The sequence below is a fragment of the Thomasclavelia cocleata genome, from assembly GCF_900102365.1.
Classification (GTDB): domain Bacteria; phylum Bacillota_I; class Bacilli_A; order Erysipelotrichales; family Coprobacillaceae; genus Thomasclavelia; species Thomasclavelia cocleata.
The window spans coordinates 1-1,908 of record NZ_FOIN01000084.1 but is presented as its reverse complement, the minus strand read 5'-3'; the positions used below and the strand labels follow the sequence as shown (position 1 = coordinate 1,908).

Here is a 1,908-nt window from a genome sequence, read left to right as displayed (position 1 = left end):
AAAGGGGCTGTAACGAAATAACTTTTTAAAAGGAAAGTTGAATTCGTTCAGCTTTTTTTCTGCAAAATAAAATGCAATTACCTGCTATAATTGCAACTCTCACGATATTTAATAATATTTTATGTTATTTTGGCTGTTTTTGAGCGCAATGAGGGTATCATCTGCTAAAACTCCTCTTTTCAATGTGACTTTTCTTCGAGTTATCATTGATTATCACTAATTTATCTGCTGTTTTTTCGTTTCTCTTAATCTATATTTATGATATTTCTTTAAATTATATCCTGTACACACCAGTAAATATTCCATTTTCACCTTCTCTATTCCTCTTCTCGTGAATCTTGTGAATTTCATATCTTCTTTTATTACCCCAAATGCTCCCTCTGCCTGGATACTTCTCTGCTTTTTCAGCTCTTTTCCAAACTCGCTGGACAGGTTTTCATCGACAACTGCATAAAACTCGTCTAAAACTGCATTTCTGCTTACTGTTTTGTTTTCACCTTTTCCTTTGCAGCATTCTTCTCGATGAGGACATCCTGCACATGTGTTTTTACTTTTATATCGCTGAATGATTTTTAAATATTCCCCACTTTCATCATATCTTTCTCCAGTATATTCATCAAACACATGTTCCATCGGACATATTTTACTGCCCTTATCATCTGTTTTCCAGTTTAACGGATTATAAATGTTCTTTTTGAATTTTGCCTCATTCTTTTTGGCATACATACTGTATTTCATCACCGGATCAATACCATGTGTTAAACAGTACATGTAGTTATCGTAACTTCCATATGCTGCATCAGCCACCGGAAATTCAGGATAAAATCCCCTGTACTCTTTAAATCTTTCCATAAACGGGATGAATGTCTTGGTATCACCAGGCCGCTGAAATAAATCGGCATTTACTATTATTCCATCAGATACTGCTGTCTGTACGTTGTAGCATGGCCGACTTAATCCGGTATTGCAGTAATAATCCATTTTTGTTGCACACATCGTTGCATCATGATCTGTTTTGGAACAGCTGTTTCTTTCCTCACCGATTATATATAACCAGTACTCATACTCTTCAAGCTTTGTATAATATGACAAAAACCGATCATACCATCTCTGGATATGACTTTTCCTTTTGCCTTTTCCATATACGATTTTAATGTTTTCATTTACCATTACATCCATCAGATACTGTACTGTATAGCCGATCTCCTGAGCACAGTACATATATTTATATTCAAAATTAAAACCGGTATCCATATTCATCTTAACAGTATCCTCAGTGATATTCTTAAACATCTTCATTCTGGCATTAAGTATTCTGGCTTTATAGACAAAAGTATATTTATTGGCATTGGCCTCTATTTTGGTACCGTCAATATACTGAATGGATTCATCAATGTTCATCATTGTTCCTATATTTTTTGAAATATCAAAAAATACTTCATCTATCGTACCCTTAAGATACTCATTTTCAAATCTCTGAAAAGCCATATGAGAAGGCTGCTGATGATCGGCAAGCAGCATAAAGCGTATATCGTGTTTACACCGGTCTTCTATAGAGCGATAATCCCTAACGTTGATCATATAAGCAAAAAGAATAATTCTTAACAGCATTCCCTTATCATATCCCTTTCTACCCCGGTGACTGACATTTTTAATATATTTAGAACAGTTCACTCCTTCCATCACCTTTAAGAAAGAAACAACCTCATCATCTGGATCAATAATTGTTCCAATATTCATTGGCAAAGATACCTGAATTGCGTTATAATGAGTAATGTAATTAGATTGTGAAAAAGTCGTTGTTTCCATGATCTAATTATACCAAAAAAGACAATATTTCTCAGCAACTCACTGAGATATTGTCTTTTTTGTTTTGGAACTTAACTATTTTATTTCGTTACAGCCCCT

General features: G+C 34.2%; 1 protein-coding gene. It reads right to left on the bottom strand.

Translation table 11 applies throughout. From position 1 onward, the window contains the following. Positions 1-216 precede the first annotated feature (216 nt). Positions 217-1,740, bottom strand: a complete 1,524-nt coding sequence (locus BMW96_RS13805) for a transposase (protein ID WP_244881330.1) — start codon at positions 1,738-1,740, stop codon at positions 217-219. Positions 1,741-1,908: the final 168 nt, after the last annotated feature.